Origin of the sequence: Halobaculum halobium, from assembly GCF_030127145.1 — an archaeon.
Lineage (GTDB): Archaea > Halobacteriota > Halobacteria > Halobacteriales > Haloferacaceae > Halobaculum > Halobaculum halobium.
Window position 1 is genome coordinate 2,120,635 of record NZ_CP126158.1, and the last position, 20,032, is coordinate 2,140,666.

The window sequence follows — 20,032 nt, forward strand, 5'->3', positions numbered from 1 at the left end:
CTCAGTGATCGTGGGCGAGCACGTGCTGTGCGTTCCCGTACGCCTCCGCGAGCGCGTCGGTCTCGACGAACGCCTCGGGGTCGCCGTGGAAGAACAGCTCCCGGTTGAGGCAGGCGATCTCGGTGGCGTGGGTCGTGACGACGCCGATGTCGTGTTCGATGAGCACGATCGTCATCCCCTCGTCGTTCAGCTCGTGGAGGAGGTCGTAGAACGCCTCTCGCGACTCGGCGTCGACGCCGACTGTCGGCTCGTCGAGCGCGAGCAGGTCCGCCTCGGCGGCGAGGGCCCGCGCGATGAACGCCCGTTGGCGCTGGCCGCCCGAGAGCCTCCCGATCCGGCGGTCGGCGATGTCGGCTATCCCGACGCGGTCGAGGGCGTCAGCGATCGCCGTCCGGTCCTCGTCGCGGAACCGCCCGAAGTACCGATGCGGGTACCGACCCATCCGGACGACCTCCTCGACGGTGATCGGCATCTCGTCGGCGGCCTCGCCCACGTCCTGCGGGACGTAGCCGACGCGCTCGCCGTGGGCGCGGTCGGCCGCGGGGTCGCCGAACAGCGCGACGCTCCCGCTGTCGGGACGGCGAAGCCCGATCACCAGTTCCAGCAGCGTCGTCTTCCCCGACCCGTTCGGGCCGACGAGCCCGAGGAACTCGCCCGCCTCGACCGTCAGCGACACGTCCTCGACCACCGGCCGGCCGCCGTAGGCGAACGTCACGTCGCGCACCTCGACCGCCGCGGTCATCGGCTCAGGACCCGGTCCAGCGTCGGGACGTTCACCTCGCGCATCACGTCGAGGTACCCCCAGTCGTTCTCGGCCCACTCGTCGGTCAGGCCGGGCATCGCCGTGAGCGGGAGTACCGCCTCTGCGTCCGTCTCGGCGACGAGTTGGTCTGCGGCGCGCTGTGACTCCAGCGGGTCCGCACAGACGTACCGGACGCCATGCTCCGCGATCACCTCCTGCGCGCGTTCGATGTCCCGGGTGGTCGGCTGGTCGTCGGGCGAGAGTCCGGTGAGCGCTTCGACGTGCAGGCCGTAGCGGTCGCCGAGGTACTGGAACGAGTTGTGTCCGGCCACGAGGAGCACTCGCTCACCCGCGTCGGCGACGAGGGACTCGATCCGTTCGTCGAGGGCGGTCAGCTCCTCGCGCAACGCCGCCGCGTTGGCGGCGTGGGCCTCAGAGCCGTCGGGGTTCGCCTCCGTCAGTGCCGCCTCCACGGTGTCGACGGCGTCAGCGACGCGAAGGGGGTCCATCCAGAAGTGCGGATCGTACTCTCCGGCGTGTCGGTCGTGGTCGTCGTCGCCCTCGTCGTGGTCGTCGTGGTGTTCGGTTTCTGTGTGGTCGTCGTGGTGCTCGGTTTCGGTGTGATCGCCCTCGTGGTACTCGTCGTCGTCGTGTTCGTCGCCGCCGTGGTCGTGGCCGTGCTCGCCGGTCGCCGGCAACAGGGCCACGTCGGCGCTGGCGTCGACGGTGTCCACGGCGGCGTCGTCGGCCGCGAGGTCCGCGGCGACGTCGTCGACCCACGGCTGGAACCCCGTCATTCCGTGGACGAGGAGGTCGGCCGCGCGGATCGACTCGCGGACGCGCGGCCCCGGCTCCCAGCCGTGGCCGTGCTGGCCGACCGGGACCAGCAGGTCCGTGCTCGTCGCGTCGCCGGCGACCGCGCTCGCGACGTCGCCGAAGACGAAGAACGTCGCCTGCGCGGTCGCGTCGCCGTCGCTCCCTGTCCCGCCCCCGTCCGAATCGCCGCTTCCGGGCCGGGAGCCCAAACAGCCCGCCAGCGCGCCCGCACCGATCGCGCCGACGGATCCGATGACGGCTCGTCGCGTGCGTTCCATCTCTGGATATTAAATTAGGGCTCAAGAATATTAACTTTGCCATTCGAGAGTAGACTTTGTTAGTAATCTCTGGTGGCGGGCTACCGGCACGTCGCGCCGGCGGGCAAAAGGCGAAGCCCCCGTATCTCGGTGTGTCAGGTATGACCGACACGTCAGCGCCCGCGAGCGCGGCCGACGATGCGATCCGCGAGCGCCTCGACGACTACCGCGAGTCCCTGTTCGACCTCCTGCGCCTGCGCACCGTCAGCGCCACCGGCGAGGGGATGGACGACGGCGCCGACGCGACTCGCGACCTGCTGGCCGATCACGGCCTCGACGCCCGACGCATCGAGACGGACCGCTACCCCCTCGTTTACGGCGAGCGCGTCGCCGAGGACCCCGACGCGCCGACGGTCGTGTTCTACGGCCACTACGACGTGCAGCCCGCCGAACACCCCGACCAGTGGGCGTCGCCGCCGTTCGAGCCGACGGTGCGCGACGGGGCGATCTACTGCCGCGGCGCCGGCGACAACAAGGGCCAGTTCGCGGCTCACGCGTTCGCGGTGGACGCCCTCGTCCGCGCCGACGCCGTGCCTGACGTGACGGTCAAGCTCCTGATCGAGGGCGGAGAAGAGAGCGGGAGTCTCGGACTGAAGTCGTACCTCGATAGCGACGGAGCCGACCCAGAGTCCGACGCCGACGCCCCCGCGGCGGCGATCCGCGACGCCGATCTGGTGTACGTCGCCGACGGTCCACAGCACCGCTCCGGGCGACCCACCCTGATATACGGTAACCGCGGGATCCTCACGTTCCAGTTGGACCTCGAAACCGCGAACGCGGACCTCCACTCCGGCAACTTCGGCGGCCCGGTGCCCAACGCCGCGACGGAACTCGCGGAGGTCGTCGCCTCGTTCACGGAGTACGGTGACGAGACGGACTCCGATCGGGGCTACCCCTCCGGGGGCGACCGCGTCGCAGTCGACGGGTTCCACGACGGCACCGACGTGACGGAGGCGGACCGCGAACTGGTCGCGGCGCTCCCGGACGACGCCGACGAGGTGCGCGAGGAGTTGGACCTCACCCACTTCGCGACCGAGCGCGACTACTACGAGCGCCTGCTGTTGGAGCCGACGATCACCGTCAACGGCCTCGACGCGGGCTATCAGGGGGACGGGAGCAAGACGGTCATCCCGCGGGCGGCGACGGCGAAACTGGACTCGCGGCTGGTGCCCGGACAGGACCCCGATACCGTCTTCGAGCGCATCGAGGAGCACGTCGCCGGCGTCCACCCCGACGTGGCGGTGACGAAGGGGACCGGGTTCCCGCCGATGAAAACGCCCGTCGACACCCCGGCGGCACCGCCCGTGCTGGATACGCTGTCGGCCGTGTGGGACGCCGACCCGGTCGAGTTGCCCGTGCTCGGCGGATCGCTCCCGGCGGCGTTCTTCCGTCGGGTCGACGCGCTCGCGGACGTTCCCGTGCTCGTGGTGCCGTACGCGAACCCAGACCAGGGCAACCACTCGCCAAACGAGCACCTGGACTTGGACTGCTTCGAGAACGGGATCCGGACGACGGCGGCGTTTCTGGAGCGCGTCGCCGACGCGGACCTGTAGTCGGAGTCGCCGCCCCGACTCCCTCGCCGCCTGCCGAATGTTTTAGCCGCGAGGCGCACGCCGTGAGCGTATGCCCGACACAGTAGATGCCGGCGGCTACGGCGTCGCCCGCTTCCTCGCGATCGAACACGTCGACTCTCCCACGTTCACCCCGGAAGGCCGCCTCCTCGTTCTCGCAGACACCTCCGGCACGCCGCAGGTGTGGACCGCCGACGAGCCCGGCGCGTGGCCGTCGCGGCTCACGCCGTACGAGGAGCGGGTCTCCGCACTCGCGGCCTCGCCCGCCGACGAGTCGTTCGTGTACGCCATGGACCGCGGGAGCGACGAGCGCGACCAACTCATCCACTACGATCTCGCCACGGGCGTCGAGCGCCCGCTCACGGACGACCCCGAGTCGAAACACGCGTGGGGCGCGTGGGGTCCCGACGGCGACCGGGTCGCCTACACGGCTAACCGCGAGGACGACGGCCGGTTCGACGTGTACGTGCAGGAGGTGGGGAGCCCGGAAGAGCAGGCGGGCGACCCCGAGCGCGTGTACGAGGGCCCCGGCGGCTGGCTGAACGTCGCCGCGTTCGGCCCCGAGGGTCGCCGGCTCGTGCTCACGAAGGCGCACTCCAGCTACGACGAGGATCTGTTCGTGCTCGATCTCGACTCCGGGAACACACGGACACTCTCGGACGGTTCCGAGGCGACGTACTCGCACGTCCACTTCGACGGCGAGGGCGGACTGCTGTGTGTGACGAACCGCGATAGCGACACCGCCTACGTCGGCTGCCTTTCGCTCGAATCTGGCGCGGTGACGCCCGTCGCTGGCTACGATGACGCGACGGGCGAACCCGGCTCCGACGCCTGGGACGTGGACGCCCTCGCGTTCGACCGCGACACCGGGCGGCTCGCGTACACCGTCAACGAGGGCGGCTACTCGTCGCTGCACGCCGGAACCCTCGCCGGCGCCGTCGCCGACGCCGGCGGCGAGCCGAGAGTCGACCCCGTCGACACCCCCGCGGTCGACGGCATCGCCTCGGATCTGACGTTCGGGTCGGACGCCCAGGGGCTCGCGTTCACGCACACGTCGCCGACGGATCCGTACGGCGTCAACGTCTGTGAGTTCGGGAGCGACGCCGCGACCGACTGGACGCCCGTCGGTCGCAACGGACTCCCCGGCGCGGCGTTTCACGAGCCGGAGACGATCCGCTACGAGACGTTCGACGGGCGCGATATCCCGGCGTACTGGACGCTGCCGCCGGGCGTCGATCCCGACGATCCGGACGAGCAACTGCCCGCCATCGTCGACATCCACGGGGGGCCCGAACACCAGCGTCGGCCCTGGTTCTATCCCACCAAACAGTACTTCCTGAACCGGGGGTACGCGGTGCTGGAGCCGAACGTGCGCGGGTCGTCGGGCTACGGGACGGCGTACGCGCACCTCGACGACGTGGAACAGCGCATGGACTCGGTCGCCGACGTCGCCGCCGGCGTCGAGTGGCTCCACGGGCAGCCGGCCGTCGACGACGACCGAATCGTCGCGTACGGACGCTCCTACGGGGGATTCATGGTGCTCGCGGCGATCACCGAGTATCCGGAGCTGTGGGCCGCTGCCGTCGACTTCGTCGGCATCGCGGACTTCACAACCTTCCTGGAGAACACCGGAGAGTGGCGCCGGAGTCACCGCGAGGCCGAGTACGGCAGCCTGGAAGACGACTACGAGTTCCTGAAGGAGATCTCGCCGCTGACCAGCATCGAGGCGGTCAGTTGTCCGCTGTTCGTCCAGCACGGCGCCAACGACCCGCGCGTGCCGGTCGGCGAGGCCGAGCAGGTCGCCGAGGCGGTCCGCGAGCGGGGCGTCCCCGTCGAGACGCTGATCTTCGAGGACGAGGGGCACCACACGACGAGCCGCGAGAACCTCATCGAGGAGTTCGAAGCGATCGCGGCGTTCCTTGACGAACACGTCTGAGCGGCGACGCTGTCGATCGTGTGCCGTGCGCTGCAATCGCCACACGTGTTTATGAGATCACATGTTGAACAGCGATCTGCCATGACCAGCGCAGCGACGCGGTCGCTCGCGGCCGTGCTCGTCGTCTTCGTCCTCGTGACGGGCGCGAGCGCGCCCGCGGCGGCCGCGGAGTCACAGATAGGCGGGACAGTCGTCGTCGCAGCGGGTGAGACGATCAGCGACGACCTCGACGCGGTCGGCGGCACCGTGATCGTCCGCGGAACGGTCGACGGCGACGTGAACGCGGTCGGCGGCACGGTCGTGATCGCAGAGCCGGGCGTCGTCACGGGCGATCTCACCGGCAGCGCCGGCGCCGTGACCGTCGAGGGACGCGTCGGGGGCTCGGTGGAACTCGCGACCGGGTCGTTCACGCTTCGTCAGTCGGGCGAGGTCGGCGGTGACATCGACGTGGCCGGCGGCGAGGTCGTGCTCGACGGCGCGGTCGGCGGGACGGCTACCGTCGCCGCCGAGACGCTCCGCGTCGGCTCGACGGCGTCGATCGACGGCGACCTCCGTCACGACGTGCAGACGCTCGCCAACGAGGGACAAGTCGCCGGCGAGGTGCGCGCCGTCGACCTCGGTAACACGGGGTTCGGCGGGTTCGGTTTCACCGTCCCGACGTGGATCAGCGTGCTGTACACCGTTCTCGCGCACCTCGCACTCGGCGCCGTCCTCCTGCTCGTCGTCCCGGGGTTCGTGCGCGAGGTCGAAACCACCGGGGTCACACGCGCTCCCGCCAGCGGCGGCGTGGGGCTGGCGACGCTGGTGCTTGCGCCGATACTCTTGGTGCTGCTTGCAATCACGATCGTCGGGATCCCGCTTGCGCTCTTGGGCGCAGCAGCGTACGGGCTGTTAGTCTGGATCGGCCTCGTGCTCGGCGCGTACGTCCTCGGACGCCGGGGGCTGCGTGCGCTCGATCGCGACGAGGGCTCCGCTGCGCGGTGGATCGCGCTCGTTGTCGGCGTGCTCCTCGTCGGACTCTCGCAGTTCGTTCCCGGCGGCGGCCTGTTCCGGCTCGCGCTCACGGTCGTCGGCGCGGGCGCGGTGGTCCTCGCGCTCAACGCACGTCGAACCGGGCGCCGTGGTGATGAGCCCACGGAGCCGGAGGTGGGCGGAACCGGCGACGCGACGGCGTAACCCGCGGGTCGACCCCTGCGCTCCGACTACGTCGGTTTCTCCAGCGTCCACACCTGCGTCGTGTCATCGTCCGCGAGCGGCTCGCCGCCGAAGCCGCCGGCGAGCGACCCCGAGGCGAACGGGGAGTCGTCGACCAGCGTCTCGACGAGGCGCTTCGGAAGCATCGCGAGTTCGAAGGCGTCCGCGAGGACTACGTCGCCCTCCGGCGTCACCACCTCCCGCTCGACGCGGAACAGCTGTTCGACGGGGTCGGTCACGGTCGTCCGCGACCGGACGGCGTACGCCCGTCCCGCCCGCTCGACGGTCGTCTCCTCCCACTCGTCGTACGTCTCACAGATCACGTCGAAGTCCGGAACGAACACGTCGAAGACGAACCGACCGCCGGGCGCGAGCGCGTCGTGGACGCTTGAGAGCGTCGCTCGTAGGTCCGGAAGCGTCCGCGCGAACTGCAGCGAGTTGTACGGGCAGATCACGAGGTCGTACGCACGGTCGGGGTCGAGGGCGGTCATATCGGCCTCGCGGACTGAGGGATCGAGCCCCTCCGAGCGGGCCTTCGACCGGAGTCTGTCGAGCCGCTCGGCGCTCAGGTCGACGCCGTCGGCGTCGACGCCGGCCCGGAGGAGCGGGAGGTGGATCCGACCGGTGCCGCAGGCGAGCTCCAACGTCGGGCCGCCCGCCTCGATCGCGCGATCGACGTAGAACGCCACGTCGTCGCGCTCGCCGTCCCGATGACGGAGGTCGTACAGCTCCGCCTCGGTGATCGCGGAGTCGTCGCGCATACTGGCCAGTCCGGCGCCGGCCGATTAATCCCTCGGTGAGCGTGTGACCGATGAACAGGGGGAAGAGTTCCGGCCCGGCACCTCACCACCCGTTCTCGATGTCCTCGTTCAGCGCCTCCAGGATCCGCTTGGTCGTGTTCTCCACCACCTGCTCCATGAACTCGGGATCGGAGTTCGTCGGGTCGCCCAGGCCGCCCAACTCGGTCACGTCCGAGAAGTAGGTCCACGAGCGCGTCTCCGGGAGGTCGTCGGCCTCCTGCGGCGCTTTCTTCTCGGATTTCACGAGGTCGTCGCGGACGAGCTCGACGAAGCTCGTCTCGTGGTCGCCGGCGTGGCCCCACCCCTCGCCGAAGTGCTCCTCCAACTCGTCGCGTCCGAAGTCTGTCCAGTGAACGAAGTGGGCGCCGATATCGTGGTCGCGATTGAGGCGGTCGCTGGCGAGCGCGAGCGCCTGCTTGTTGCCGCCGTGACAGTTGAGAAACAGCACGCGCTCGGCGCCGTGTTCCGCGAGGGAGCTGCCGATGTCGATCAGCGCCTGCTTGTACGTGTCCTGCGAGAGGGTGACGGTCCCAGGGAACGGCATGTGGTGCTCGCTGTACCCGTACGGGAGCGTCGGCGCGCGAAGGAGGTCGAGGCCGTGGTCGGGCGCCGTCTCCACGAGGGCCGCAGAGAGGTGCTCGGCGCGGAGGCTGTCGGTGGAGAGGGGGAGGTGAACGGAGTGCTGTTCGGTGCTGCCGGTGGGGACGACGACCGCGTCGGCGCTCAGGAAGGCGTCGCCGGCGTCCTCCCAGGTCATCGTCGCGAGGTCGTGTTCGGTCTCGGGCATACCGGTCCGGCGGCGGCCGGAGTGATACTCCTTCGGGAAGCGGCACGGGAGGTCCGGACCGGCGCGCGAGCGGGCTCACGGCGTGCGATGGCCCAGCGGGTTGAAGTCGCGCCGGCGCGACTCGCGACCATGAACGACGAGGACCGCGCCGCGGCGGCCGACCTCATTCGGCGGACGATGCGGCGCGACCGGCTCCCCGGCGTCAGCGTCGCCGTCGTCGACCGCGACGGCGTCCGCTACGCCGAGGGGTTCGGCGCCCGCGACCTCGCAGGGAACCGGCCGGCGACGCCCGCGACGCTGTACGGCGTCGGCTCGGTCACCAAGTCGGTGACCGCGCTGGCGACCGCACAACTGGCCGAGGCGGGGATGTTGGACTTCGAGGACCCCGTGTCAGACCACCTCGACGTGGACCTGGGAAGTGACCCAGAGGACCCGATCCGGCTGCGACACCTCCTGTCGCACGCCTCGGGGCTCCCGTCGCTGGCGACGAGCGAGGCGCTCATCGGCCGGCGGCTCCGCCGCGACACCGACACCCTTCCGCTGTCGACGCCGGCGGATTTCCGGGCGCACGTCGAGGGCGCGGTCGGTTCGGCCGGCGGCGGTTCGGCGGGTGGGTCGACGACCGCGGGCGACGAGCGCGTCGGCGCCCCGGGCGAGCGGTTCGCCTACAGCAACGAGGGGTACGTCCTCTTGGGCGACGTGATCGAGGCGTGCACCGGCCGCCCGTACGACCGGTACGTCGCCGAACACGTCCTCGATCCGCTGGGACTCGACCGGGCCACCTTCGACGACACGGCGTTCGCGATGGACGACGATCACGCCACCATGTACCTGCGCGAGGACCGGGGACCCGGCTCGGGACCCGCCCGCGACGGGGGCGACGTCGGAGGCCGGGACGACCTCGCGGCGGCGTCGGTCCCCGTCCGCGAACTGTCGCGGCCGGCGGGCGGCCTGTTCACCTCGGTCGAGGGGCTCGGGCGATACGCCCGCCTCATGTTGAACGACGGCCGCATCGACGGTCGCGAGGTCGTCTCGCCCGAGTCGGTCGCGACGCTCGTCGAGGACCGCGTCGACACGCCCGGCGGCCCGTACGGGTTCGGCTGGCGCACCCGCGAGTCGTGCGGCCGGGAACTGGTCGGCCACTCCGGCTCCATCGCCGTCTCGACTGCGTACGTCGGCTTCAGCCCCGAGGCGGGGCTGGGCGTCGCCGTCGCCGCGAACGCCGCGCCCGGCTATCCGCTGGTCCGGCTCGGCGAGGGAGTGTTCGCGTGCGCGCTCGGGGAGGAGCCCGCGGCGGCGGTCCCCTTCTTCGAGCGTCGCCGGCGATTCGACCGCCTGACCGGCGAGTACGCCTCCTACCGGGGTGTCAAGCGCGCGGTCGTCGTCCGCGACGGGGGCGGGCTCCGGGTCGAACTGGCCGGCCCGCTCGGCGGCGAGTCGCTGCCGCTGACTGACGCCCCGGGCGACGACCCCTTTGCGTTCCTCACGCCCAACGAGGCGGGCGAGCGGGTGCCGGTCGAGTTCCGCGTCGGCGACGGGGGCGGCGACGACGGCGCCGGGGCGGACGCCGACCGCGGGGTCGACCTGCTGTACGATCGCTGGCACCTCCACAAGGTCGCGGACGACCCCGGCAAGCTCCCGTAACCGCGCTCCCCAACGCGCCGGTGGAGCCGCGATCCCGTCGCGGCGCGGTCGACGGAGCGACCGTGTGACCGCGACCCGCGAAAGGGTTACAAAGGGATTCGGCATACTCTCCGGCAACTGATGGAACTGATCGTCACCGAGAAAGACAACGCCGCCCGGCGCCTCTCGGAGATCCTCTCGAACGGGGACTTCGACACCGAGCGACGCGCCGGCGTCAACGTCTACCGCTGGGGTGGCACCCGCTGTATCGGGCTCTCGGGCCACGTCGTCGCGGTGGACTTCCCGCCGGAGTACGACGACTGGCGCGACGTGGAGCCGGTCGAACTCATCGACGCCCCCGTCCGCAAGCGCCCGACCCAAGAGGGGATCGTGCGGGCGCTGCGGCTGCTGTCGCGGGACGCCGACCGCGTCGTCATCGCGACCGACTACGACCGCGAGGGCGAGTTGATCGGCAAGGAGGCGTACGAGCTGATCCGCGAGGTCAACGAGGACGCCCCGGTCGACCGCGTGCGCTTCTCGTCGATCACCGAGCGCGAGGTGACCGAGGCGTTCGAGGACCGCGACGAGATCGACTTCGACCTGGCGGCGGCGGGCGAGGCCCGCCAGATCATCGACCTCATCTGGGGGGCGTCGCTGACGCGGTTCCTCTCGCTGTCGGCCCGCCAGCTCGGCGACGACTTCATCTCCGTCGGTCGGGTGCAGGGGCCGACGCTCAAGCTGATCGTCGACCGCGAGCGCGAGATCGAGGCGTTCGACCCCGAGGACTACTGGGAGCTGTTCGCCGACCTGCTGAAGCGCGAGGGCGAGGAGACGGACGCGGAGGACTCGTTCGAGGCGCAGTACTTCTACGAGGACGACGACGGCACCGAGGCCGAGCGCGTCTGGGACGAGGCGACCGCCGACGCCGTCTACGACCGGCTGCGGGAGGCCGAGTCGGCGACGGCCTCGTCGGTTCGTCGCCGCCGGCGCACGGACGAGCCGCCGGCGCCGTTCAACACGACGCAGTTCATCCGCGCGGCCTCGTCGATCGGCTACTCGGCCCAGCGGGCGATGAGCATGGCCGAGGACCTCTACACGGCCGGGTTCATCACCTACCCCCGCACCGACAACACCGTCTACCCCGAGGACCTCGACGAGCGCGAACTGCTGGAGGAGCTGTCGATGGGCCGGCAGTTCGGCGACGACGCCGAGTCCCTGCTCGACCTGGACGACATCACCCCGACCGAGGGCGACGAGGAGACAACCGACCACCCGCCGATCCACCCGACCGGCGAGCTGCCGGCGCCCTCGGAGGTCAGCGACGACGAGTGGGAGGTGTACGAGCTGGTCGTGCGGCGGTTCCTCGCGACCTGTGCCCCCGACGCCGAGTGGGAGCACCTCCGCGTCGTCACCGAGGTCGACGAGGGCGACGACGCCGTCGGCGTCGACGACGGCGCCCTGCGGCTGAAGTCCAACGGCAAGCGGCTCACCGAGGAGGGGTACCACGCGGTGTACCCGTACTTCTCGACCAACGAGAGCTACGTCCCCGACGTGACCGAGGGCGAGGCGCTGGGGATCGTGGACACGGCCTTCGAGGCCAAGCAGACCCAACCGCCGCGTCGGTACGGCCAGTCGCGGCTCATCGAGACGATGGAGGACATGGGCATCGGGACGAAGGCGACGCGCCACGACGTGATCCAAAAGCTGTACGACCGCGGCTACATCGAGAGCGATCCGCCGCGACCGACGGGGCTCGCGAAGGCGGTCGTGAAGGCGAGCGAGGAGTTCGCCGACCGCATCGTGAGCGACGAGATGACCGCCCAACTCGAGGCGGACATGCAGGCGATCGCTTCGGGAGAGAAGGCGTTCGACGAGGTCGCCGACGAGTCCCGCGAGATGCTCTCGCGGGTGTTCGATGAGCTGGTCGAGTCGCGAGAGGAGGTGGGCGACCACCTCCAGAAGTCGCTGAAGGCGGACAAACAGCTCGGACCGTGTCCCGAGTGCGGCGACACCCTCCTCGTGCGTAAGTCGCGGGCCGGGTCGTACTTCGTCGGCTGCGACGGCTACCCCGACTGCGAGTACACCCTCCCGCTGCCGTCGACGGGCAAGCCGCTCATCCTCGACGAGGTGTGCGAGGACCACGAGCTGAACCACGTGAAGATGCTCGCCGGGCGCAAGACGTTCGTCCACGGCTGCCCGCAGTGTCAGGCCGACGAGGCCGACGAGGAGGAGGACGAAGTGATCGGCGTCTGTCCAGACTGCGGGGAGGAGCACGGCGGCGACCTCGCCATCAAGCGCCTGCGCTCGGGATCGCGGCTCGTGGGGTGTACGCGGTACCCCGACTGCGACTACTCGCTGCCGCTGCCGCGTCGAGGCGAGATCGAGGTGACCGACGAGACCTGCGAGGAACACGACCTCCCGCATCTCGTCGTCCACTCGGGCGACGAGCCGTGGGAACTGGGCTGTCCGATCTGCAACTACCGGGAGTACCAGTCCCGGCAGGCGGGGTCGGAACTGGAGGCGATCGAGGGGATCGGCGAGAAGACCGCCGAGAAGCTGAAGGACGCCGGCGTCGACGACGTGTCCTCGCTCAAGGAGATGGAGCCGGACGCGCTCGCCAACGAACTGGACGGGGTCGGACCGGACACGGTGCGCGGCTGGCAGGCCAAAGCCGACTAACACCGTCTCTCTCTCCGTACTGAGTCGTCCGATCGATAGTCTTCACTGTTTCCTCCGCTCGACCCGCCGAACGCTTATTTCTCCGGTCGCCCGTTACACCGGACGATGGGGTTCTTCGAACGGATGGGGCGGCAGGTCGAACAGTTCAAACAGACCGCGAAGAACGAGGCTGAACAGCACGCGGACTACCGCTGTCGGGCCTGCGAAGAACGGTTTCAAACGGACTACGACGAGTGCCCCGAGTGCGGGGCCGCGACGGTCGAGTCGACGACGGACGAGGAAGAGTGAACGCGCGAGGCGACTCGCCTCGTGTACCCGCAAGCGGACACACGTTTCCGACCTGCCGTCAAACAGTCAGTACCTTTATCAGCAACTGAACGAGTGTTCAGCCGTGGCCCTCCAGACCGCGCTCCGACGGACGCCATCGACGCTGGCATCCAACCCTGTCCTGTTCGTGCCCGTTCTCCTGTTGACGCTGGTGCAGGTGCCGCAACTGCTCCTCCAGTCGAGCGCGCCGCTCGTCGCGAGCCTCGTCTCGCTGGCGGCGTCGGCGCTGTACCTCGTCGCGGTGCCGTTCATGCAGGCGGGGCTCATCGGCATGGCCGACGAGGCGCTCGACAGGCGCACGTCGCTGTCGACGTTCGTCGCCGCCGGGAAGGAGCACTTCGTCTCCGTGTTCGTGGTGTACCTGATCCTGCTCGCCGTGAACATCGTGCTCGGCATGATCGCGTTCGTCGCCGGCATCATCGGCGTGGTGGGCCTCCTCGGCTCGATGCCCACGGGTGCGCCCGACCCCGGCGGGGTGAACGTCGCGCTGTTGGCCGCCGTCGCCGTCGTGCTGCTCGCGGTCGTGCTCGCGTACCTCGTCGTCGCGTTCCTGATCCAGTTTTACGGGCAGGCGATCGTAATCGACGACTACGGCCCGATCGATTCGATCACGCACAGCGCCGGCGTCGTGCGCCGCAACGTGGTGAGCGTCCTCGGGTACTCGCTGCTCGTCGGCGTGCTCGCGGGCGCGTTCGGGGCCGTCGTCGGCCTCGGGTCGGCGCTGGCAGCGCCGCAGTTCGCCGCGGGCGGGACCGTCGACCCGTTCGTCGTTTCGCTGCCGTCGCTCGGGGCGGTCGCGATCTCCGCGGTGACGGTCGTGCTCGGGACGCTGTTCGGCGGGTTCTTCGGGACGCTGTCGGTGGCGTACTACCGCGAACTGACGGCGTGAGTACGGGCGTCGATCCCGGGTTGCGGTGCAGCCGCGGAATCGTTCGTATCGCCACTACCTCTTCCCCCGGCCTATCGGAGCACCATCCTGCACGGCTCTCTCCGTCAATACCGAGCCGTGATCGGATTTTCGACGCCATCGGCCGTCGACCCGAATCGATCGCCTCGACCCACCCGCATCCGCGCCCTTTTTAGCGCTCTGCATACCATCCCCACCAACATGAGCGCGCCGTGGGACGAGTGGGACCACATCCTCAAGATCGACCCGGACAAAGAGTTGCACGCCGACGAGACGTTCGCGGACGCCTGTAAGACCGGCACGGACGCTATCGAGATCGGCGGCACGCTCGACGTGACCTCCGAGAAGGCCACCCGCGTCATCGAGGCGTGCAAGGAGCACAACGTCCCGCTGTACCAAGAGCCGTCGAACCCGGCGGTCGTCGTCGACGACGAGGCCCTCGACGGCTACCTCATCCCGACGGTGTTCAACGCCGACGACCCGTTCTGGATCACCGGCGCCCACAAGGAGTGGGTGCGCATCGCCGACGACCTCGACTGGGACCGCACCCACACCGAGGCGTACATCGTGCTCAACCCCGACGCCTCCGCCGCCGAGCTCACCGGCGCCGACTGCGACCTCACGCCCGACGAGGTCGGCGCGTACGCCCGCGTCGCCGAGAAGATGTTCGGCCAGGACATCGTCTACGTCGAGTACTCCGGCACCCTCGGCGACCGCGAGACGGTGAAGGCCGCCCACGACGCGCTCGACGACTCCACGCTCTTCTACGGCGGCGGCGTCCACGACTACGACGACGCCTACGCGATGGGCGAGGTGGCCGACGCGGTCGTCGTCGGCGACCTGCTCCACGACGAGGGCGCCGACGCCGTCCGCGAGACCGTCGAGGGCGTCAAGGACGCCCACGCCGAGATCGCCGACGCCTGAGCCGCCCGGTCGCGCGCGTCGACGCACTGCCCGGGTCTCTCGCGCCCGCGCGGTCGCTCACAGGTATCGCTCTCGTTTTGCTGTTCGGCTCATCGCCCTGTCGGCTCACGTCTCGCCGTCGTCGTCGCCGAGCCACGGGAACCGGAGGGTGACGACGCTGCCGCCGCCCTCGCGGTCCGAGACGGCCGTGACGCCGCCCACCGTGTCGACGATCCAGTGGACCACCCACAGTCCCATGCCGGAACTGGACTCCAGCGCGTCCTCGCCCCCCTCCTCGAGCACGGTGCGCTCGCGGTCGGGAAAGCCCGGGCCGTCGTCGGCGACCGCCACCTCGACGACCCCGCCGGCGCCGAGTCGGTCGCCGAACTCGGCGTCGGGACCGAGTGAGTCGGTGGCATCGGCGTCCGCGAGCGTCTCGTCGGGACGGACGCGCACGACGACCTCGACGGTCGGGTCCGACCGCCCGGCGTGCTCGACGGCGTTCTCGACGACGTTGTGGACGGCCGACTCCAGCAGGTCGTGCCCCGGGACGAGCGCCCGCACGTCGTCCGACTCCGCCCGGATCGACACCGAGGCCTCGGGGTGGTCGCGGGCGACAGTGCCGACGACGCGCTCGGCGACGAGTGCGAGATCGGTCGCCCCCTCGATCGTCTCGTCGCCGAGCACCGCGTCCTCGGCGAGGCGAGCGTGGTCGCTCAGCCGCTCGATCCGCTCGGCGCGGGCCTCGATCCCGTCGAGATACTCGGCGATGTCGGCGTCGCCCTCGCGGCGCGCGTGGTCGAGGTAGCCCGCGATCACCGTGAGGTCGTTGCGAACGTCGTGGCGCAACACCCGGTTGAGAACGGTCAACACCTCGACGAGGCGCTCGTAGCGGGCGGTCGCCTCCTCGGCCTCGGTCGTGCGCATCCGGACGCGCACGTCGCCGATGCCGACGGCGGCGCCGAAGACGACGCCGCCGCAGGCCCAGCCGCCGGCCGCGGCCGGCGAGAACGAGTCGAGCGCCCCGACGGCTGCGCTGTACGCCTGCATCACCACCGCGCCCACGACCAGCGGGATCACCCCGACGACGAGCCAGCCGGCGAGACGGGCGTGGTGCTCGCGGGGCAGGTCCACGCGGGCGACCCACGTGAGCACGACGCCGTAGGCCCACACCGCACACAGCGGACCGACGAGCCCCAACACGATCGACCCCGGGCTCCGACCGGCCGAAGTGAACGCCAGCGTCGCGGTGCCGACGACGAGCGCGCCGGTGAACGCGCCGCTTGCTGCCAGCGCTCCGGAGAACCACGCCGGTCCCCCGGTGTCGTCGACGTCGGCGTCGACTTCGCGCTCGCCGGGTACAGTCGCCTCGCTGTCGGCATCGCTGTTGTGCCCCCCGGCCCGGCCCGCGTTCGTCACTGCGGGTCGATTCGACCCCTGACGGATAAGCGTACCTTCCCAGCTATCACCGCGTGCGACGAGGGCTCGATCCCGCTGGACGATCGTCCCCTCCAACCCCGAACCTCGTGGTAACCGTTCGCGAGGGGTGAGAACAGGGATCGACCGAGTTTAAAGCCTCGCGCCGGAACCAACCGGTATGCACGGTCGAACGTACACGGCTGACGCGACCCCCGGCGAGGCGGCCACTGTCGCCGGCTGGGTCCACGAAACTCGCGATCTGGGCGGCATCGCGTTCCTGATCCTCCGCGACAAGACCGGGAAGATCCAGGTGAAACTGGAGAAAGACGAGATGGACGAGGCGATGGTCGACACCGGCCTCGACGCGCACCGCGAATCCGTCCTGAAGGTCGAGGGCGACGTGAAAGAGGAGCCACGCGCGCCCACCGGCGTCGAGGTCGTCCCGACGGACATCGAGGTCGTCGCGCCTGCTGACCCCGAACTCCCGCTCGACCCCTCCGGAAAGGTCGACGCGGAGCTGCCGACCCGACTCGACAACCGCACGCTCGACCTCCGCAAGCCGTCGGTGCAGGCGGTCTTCGAGATCCGCGCGGAGCTGCTTCGCGCCGTCCGCGACGCCTTCCGGAGCCACGACGCCACCGAGATCAACACGCCGAAGATCGTCGCCACCGGGACGGAGGGCGGCACCGAGCTGTTCCCCATCTCCTACTTCGGCGAGGAGGCGTTCATGAACCAGAGCCCACAGCTGTTCAAGCAGCTCATGGCCGGTTCCAACCTCGAACGCGTCTTCGAGATCGGCCCGATCTTCCGCGCCGAGGAGCACAACACGCCGCGCCACCTCAACGAGGCCCACTCCATCGACTTCGAGGGCGCCTTCTGCGACCACACCGAGGCGATGGACGTCGCCGAGGCGGTCACGAAGGCTGCCTACGAGGCCGTCGCCGAGAACTGCGCCGACGAGCTGGAGGAGCTCGGCATCGCCGAGGAGTTCGCGGTCCCCTCGGGCGACTTCCCGCGCCTGAGCTACCAGGAGGCGCTCGACCGCGTCAACGCGACGGGCGAGCTCGACGAGCACCTCGTGTGGGGCGACGACCTCTCGACGGAGGCCGAGCACGTGCTCGGGCAGGAGGTCGGCGAGCACTACTTCATCACCGACTGGCCCTCGGAGGTCAAGCCGTTCTACATCAAGGACCACGACGACGACGACGAGAAGTCGACCGGCTTCGACATGATGCACCCGCGCATGGAGCTGGTGTCGGGCGGCCAGCGCGAGCACCGCCACGAGCAGCTCATCGCCGGCTTCGAGCAGCAGGGGCTCGACCCCGAGGAGTTCGAGTACTACACCAAGATGTTCCGCTACGGTATGCCGCCCCACGCCGGCTGGGGGATGGGCGCCGAGCGCCTCCTCATGACGATGCTCGATCTGGACAACATCCGCGAGGCCGTGCTCTTCCCGCGCGACCGCCAGCGGCTCTCGCCGTAATCGGTCGCGAGCGTCGTCGCCGCGGCGTCCGCGGACCGGTCGCGACGCGACTCACCTGACACGCTCGTTCTCGCCGGCGTCGCCGCGCCGCCAGCGCGCCACCTCGGCGCCGCAGTCGACACACTCGGTGATCAGCTGTGACTCGTCGTCGGACGCGCGTTCGATCGACACCGCGACCTCGTCGCCGCAGGCGGGACAGTCGTCGCGCTTCAACTGCTCGCCGTACGCCAGCGGCGCGCCCAGCGCGAGCGCGGTCACTCTCCCGTCGCTGCGGTTCCACCCGCGCTGGAACTGCCCCGGCGGGACCCGGATCGCCTCCATCGGCCCGACCTCGATCTCCCGTCGCTCCGCGGATTCCCCGGGGTCAGCCGAGCCGACGGGGTCGGCCGAATTCCCGGGCTCGGGACCGACGACCCACGTCGCCGTCCCCGACAGCACGACGAACACCTCCTCTTGCACCTCGTGGTTGTGGTAGGCGAACGCGAAGGAGTCGCCCGGCGCGAGTTCGTAGTAGTTGATCGCGAGGTCCTCGCAGCCGAGCGGCTCGGTGAGGTGGCGCATCACCGCGGCCGGCTGCAGGGAGTTGTCGAGGTCGTCGACGACGACGTGATCCATGCGTTGACGAGTCGCACGGACGGGCAAAAGCGCGCGGGTCTCGGCCGTCGCCGCGCCGCCGCCCCACACCGCCGGCGCGCTGTCGACGCTGACCCGGGCCGAACTCAGTCGCCGGCGTCGCCGCCGAAGCGACCGGCGGGAACCGAAACCCATACTCGCGCCCCGGCAGTTGCGCGAGTATGGACGAGGCGACCGCGTTCGCGCCGGGCCACGTCACCGCCTTCTTCGCGCCGTACCCCGACCGCGACCCCGCGCGCGCCGGTTCGCGCGGCGCCGGACTCGCGCTGTCGGACGGCGTCGAGGTGACGGTCCGACCGGCCGACGACGCGGACACGGCCGACGACGGGCCGACTACTGGGACCGACCTGAAACTGGACGGCGTCCCCGCCGAGGTGGAGCCCGTCGAGCGGGTCCTCGGGGAGTTGAACGTCGCCGCCGAAGTCGAGGTCGACAGCGACGTGCCCGTCGGCGCGGGCTTCGGGGTCTCGGGGGCGGCCGCGTTGGCGACGGCCTTCGCCGCGAACGCCGTGTTCGGACTGGAGCGCTCGGAAAACGACCTCGTGCGCGTCGCCCACGCCGCAGAAGCCGCCGCCGGTACCGGTCTCGGCGACGTGGTCGGCCAGTTCCGCGGGGGACTCCCGGTCCGACTGGAGCCGGGCGCTCCCGGCTACGGCCGCATGGACGGCGTACCGGCGCGTCCCCGCGTCGAGTACGTCTCCTTCGGCGAACTCTCGACCGAGCGCGTGCTCGGCGGGGACCTCGATCCCGTCCGCGAGGCGGGGAGGTGGCGCTGACGCGGCTGATGCGCGCGCCCGACGAGCTGGAACTGCTGGCGGCCGGCCGGGAATTCGCCGGCGAGGCCGGCCTGCTGGTGCCCGAGGTCGCCGAGGCCGTCGAGGCCGTCGAGGCCGAGGGCGGACTCGCGTCGATGGCGATGCTCGGCCGCACGGTGTACGCGCTCGGCACCGGGCTCACCGACGCCGGCTACGACGCCGCGGCGTGTTCGGTCCATCCGACGGGGGCGACGCTCGCCACCGAGGAGTAGACCGCTCCGAGTGGATGCGCTTTTCGCACCCCGGGTTCGATCCGGAGACATGACCGAGGACGCGCCGGACGAATCCGGCGACGGCGACGCCACCGACCCCGAGGTCCCCGCGGACCCCGAGCACGAGTCGGAGATCCCCGAGGACCACCCGCGCTACCAGTCGCTGCTCACGCGCCACCGCATCGAACACGGAGTCGACTTGGGCATCACCTCAAAGCAGGGGCTCATCGCGGAGGGCCGCGGCGAGGCGTTCGACTACCTGCTCGGGGAGGAGACGCTCCCCTCGGCCGACGCCGCCGCCCGCGCCGCCGCCGCGTACCTCCTGCTGGCCGAGCACCCGGTGCTCTCGGTGAACGGCAACGTCGCGGCGCTGGTGCCCGGCGAAATCGTCGAGCTCGCCGCGGCGACGGGCGCCGACATCGAGGTGAACCTGTTCAACCGCACCCCCGAGCGAATGGAGGCGATCGCCGAGCACCTCCGCGAGCACGGCGCGAGCGAGGTGAAAGGCCTCACCGCGGACGGCCGCATTCCCGGCTTGAGCCACGAGCGCGCGAAGGTGGACGCCGACGGCATCGGCGACGCCGACGTGGTCGTCGTGCCGCTGGAGGACGGCGACCGTGCGGAGGCGCTGGGCGCGATGGGGAAGACCGAGATCGTGATCGACCTGAACCCGATGAGCCGCTCCGCGCAGGTCGCCGCGGTTCCCATCGTCGACAACATCATCCGCGCCGTTCCCAATATCACCCGCCACGCCGAGGAACTGGCCGACGCGAGCGACGACGAACTGCGGGACATAACCGCGTCGTTCGACCGGGAGGCCGCGCTGGCGGAGGCCGAGCGGGCGATCCGCGAGGGCGACCTGGACTGA

General features: G+C 70.5%; 16 protein-coding genes and 1 pseudogene. 11 read left to right on the forward strand and 6 right to left on the reverse strand.

All coding sequences use genetic code 11. The features are described from left to right. Position 1 precedes the first annotated feature (1 nt). Positions 2-742: a metal ABC transporter ATP-binding protein gene (locus P0Y41_RS10975; protein ID WP_284061380.1), complete on the reverse strand. Its 741-nt coding sequence runs from the start codon at positions 740-742 to the stop codon at positions 2-4. Next, on the reverse strand, positions 739-1,836 hold the full coding sequence (locus P0Y41_RS10980) for a metal ABC transporter substrate-binding protein (RefSeq protein WP_284061381.1): 1,098 nt from the start codon (positions 1,834-1,836) through the stop codon (positions 739-741). Before P0Y41_RS10980 ends, P0Y41_RS10975 begins: the two co-directional genes overlap by 4 nt. Positions 1,837-1,976: 140 nt before the next feature. Between P0Y41_RS10980 and P0Y41_RS10985 the strand changes: the two genes are divergently transcribed. The 3 genes from P0Y41_RS10985 to P0Y41_RS10995 all read left to right on the forward strand — a co-directional run bounded on the left by P0Y41_RS10985 (position 1,977) and on the right by P0Y41_RS10995 (position 6,558). Further along, complete coding sequence (locus P0Y41_RS10985) at positions 1,977-3,428, forward strand: M20/M25/M40 family metallo-hydrolase (RefSeq protein WP_284061382.1); 1,452 nt, start codon at positions 1,977-1,979, stop codon at positions 3,426-3,428. A gap of 70 nt (positions 3,429-3,498) precedes the next feature. Then, positions 3,499-5,382, forward strand: coding sequence for a S9 family peptidase (locus P0Y41_RS10990; RefSeq protein ID WP_284061383.1), 1,884 nt, complete (start codon positions 3,499-3,501; stop codon positions 5,380-5,382). An 81-nt stretch (positions 5,383-5,463) separates the two neighbouring features. Next, complete coding sequence (locus P0Y41_RS10995) at positions 5,464-6,558, forward strand: bactofilin family protein (RefSeq protein ID WP_284061384.1); 1,095 nt, start codon at positions 5,464-5,466, stop codon at positions 6,556-6,558. A gap of 26 nt (positions 6,559-6,584) precedes the next feature. Here P0Y41_RS10995 and P0Y41_RS11000 read toward each other — a convergent pair whose 3' ends face one another. Together P0Y41_RS11000 and P0Y41_RS11005 are read right to left on the reverse strand one after the other, a co-directional pair. Then, a complete protein-coding gene (locus P0Y41_RS11000) occupies positions 6,585-7,337 on the reverse strand; it encodes a class I SAM-dependent methyltransferase (RefSeq protein ID WP_284061385.1) in 753 nt (250 codons plus the stop codon). An 82-nt stretch (positions 7,338-7,419) separates the two neighbouring features. Continuing rightward, the gene (locus tag P0Y41_RS11005) at positions 7,420-8,163 is read right to left on the reverse strand and encodes a creatininase family protein (protein ID WP_284061386.1); all 744 of its coding nucleotides are present in this window, start codon (positions 8,161-8,163) and stop codon (positions 7,420-7,422) included. Between the two features lie 129 nt (positions 8,164-8,292). Between P0Y41_RS11005 and P0Y41_RS11010 the strand changes: the two genes are divergently transcribed. The 5 genes from P0Y41_RS11010 (at position 8,293) to P0Y41_RS11030 (ending at position 14,623) form a co-directional block, all read left to right on the forward strand. Further along, positions 8,293-9,807, forward strand: coding sequence for a serine hydrolase domain-containing protein (locus tag P0Y41_RS11010; RefSeq protein ID WP_284061387.1), 1,515 nt, complete (start codon positions 8,293-8,295; stop codon positions 9,805-9,807). Positions 9,808-9,927: 120 nt separating this feature from the next. Next, positions 9,928-12,465 (forward strand): DNA topoisomerase I, encoded by a 2,538-nt coding sequence (locus P0Y41_RS11015; protein ID WP_284061388.1) that lies wholly within the window; start codon positions 9,928-9,930, stop codon positions 12,463-12,465. A gap of 105 nt (positions 12,466-12,570) precedes the next feature. Next, positions 12,571-12,753: a hypothetical protein gene (locus tag P0Y41_RS11020; protein ID WP_284061389.1), complete on the forward strand. Its 183-nt coding sequence runs from the start codon at positions 12,571-12,573 to the stop codon at positions 12,751-12,753. 103 nt (positions 12,754-12,856) lie between these two features. Then, positions 12,857-13,681, forward strand: a complete 825-nt coding sequence (locus P0Y41_RS11025) for a DUF7847 domain-containing protein (protein WP_284061390.1) — start codon at positions 12,857-12,859, stop codon at positions 13,679-13,681. A gap of 219 nt (positions 13,682-13,900) precedes the next feature. Next, positions 13,901-14,623 carry a phosphoglycerol geranylgeranyltransferase gene (locus P0Y41_RS11030; RefSeq protein WP_284061391.1) on the forward strand — a complete coding sequence of 241 codons (723 nt, stop codon included), beginning with the start codon at positions 13,901-13,903 and terminating at the stop codon, positions 14,621-14,623. A gap of 105 nt (positions 14,624-14,728) precedes the next feature. Here P0Y41_RS11030 and P0Y41_RS11035 read toward each other — a convergent pair whose 3' ends face one another. Continuing rightward, positions 14,729-16,021, reverse strand: coding sequence for a sensor histidine kinase (locus P0Y41_RS11035; RefSeq protein ID WP_284061392.1), 1,293 nt, complete (start codon positions 16,019-16,021; stop codon positions 14,729-14,731). Between the two features lie 178 nt (positions 16,022-16,199). Between P0Y41_RS11035 and aspS the strand changes: the two genes are divergently transcribed. Next, positions 16,200-17,504 (forward strand): aspartate--tRNA(Asn) ligase, encoded by a 1,305-nt coding sequence (gene aspS, locus P0Y41_RS11040; RefSeq protein WP_284061393.1) that lies wholly within the window; start codon positions 16,200-16,202, stop codon positions 17,502-17,504. Between the two features lie 51 nt (positions 17,505-17,555). Here aspS and P0Y41_RS11045 read toward each other — a convergent pair whose 3' ends face one another. Continuing rightward, positions 17,556-18,119, reverse strand: coding sequence for a cupin domain-containing protein (locus tag P0Y41_RS11045; protein WP_284061394.1), 564 nt, complete (start codon positions 18,117-18,119; stop codon positions 17,556-17,558). A 179-nt stretch (positions 18,120-18,298) separates the two neighbouring features. On the opposite strand from P0Y41_RS11045, the pseudogene P0Y41_RS11050 reads away from it, so the two are divergent. Both P0Y41_RS11050 and P0Y41_RS11055 read left to right on the forward strand, forming a co-directional pair. Beyond that, a pseudogene (locus P0Y41_RS11050) lies at positions 18,299-19,164 on the forward strand (pantoate kinase). 49 nt (positions 19,165-19,213) lie between these two features. Next, positions 19,214-20,032 (forward strand): 4-phosphopantoate--beta-alanine ligase, encoded by an 819-nt coding sequence (locus tag P0Y41_RS11055; RefSeq protein WP_284061395.1) that lies wholly within the window; start codon positions 19,214-19,216, stop codon positions 20,030-20,032.